This window comes from Streptomyces marinisediminis (genome assembly GCF_026262575.1).
GTDB classification, from domain to species: Bacteria; Actinomycetota; Actinomycetes; order Streptomycetales; family Streptomycetaceae; genus Streptomyces; species Streptomyces marinisediminis.
This window is the reverse complement of sequence record NZ_JAPKFL010000106.1, coordinates 1-644: the sequence shown is the minus strand read 5'-3', so window position 1 is coordinate 644 and position 644 is coordinate 1. Positions and strand designations below refer to the sequence as shown.

The following is a 644-nucleotide window of genomic DNA, read 5'->3' as shown; positions in this document are numbered from 1 at the left end:
ACGTCGGCGATCTCCGCCAGCGTCGAGGCGACGCTCCAGCCGTCGAGGATGGCGTGGTGCTCGGTGACCGTCCACTGGTAGGCGTCGTCGGCCAGTACGTGCACCGCCATGCGCATCAGCGGCGCGCTGTCCAGGGGGAACGGCGTGGCGTGCGCGGTGCGCACCGCCTCCCGCAGCGCCGCCCGCTGCGCTGCGGCGTCCTGCCCGCGCAGGTCCGTCACGGTCAGCGGCAGGTCGGCATCGGCGTGCACGAGTTGCAGCGGCTCCCGGTAGCCGGTGAGGGCCAGGGAGGTGCGCAGCACCGGGTGGCGGCGCACGACCAGGGCGAGCGCCCGGCGGAAGACCGCCGCGTCGAACCGGCCGGCCATCGGCAGGCTCTCCACGTTGTGGTACGGGTTGCGGTCGGGGTCGCGCTGCTGTTCGTAGACCATGCCGATCTGGAGTTCGGCCATGGGGTAGGCGTCCTCCAGCCCGGCCGGGAGCCGGTCCCGGTCCTCGGCCGGGACCAGGGCGAACGGTTCCCGCGCGGCGGGTTCCTCCGCCGGGGGGCCGGTCTCCGCCACGCGCCGCGCCAGCTTCGCCACCGTGGGCGCGTCGAACAGCTCGGGCAGGCCGAAGTGCAGTCCGGCCTCGCGCGCCCGGCC

1 protein-coding gene is annotated in these 644 nt (G+C 75.3%); it reads right to left on the bottom strand.

All coding sequences use genetic code 11. The annotated features are described in order from the left end of the window. On the bottom strand, nt 1-644 hold a 644-nt coding region (locus OSB71_RS24270), incomplete at both ends, for a condensation domain-containing protein (protein WP_265950949.1).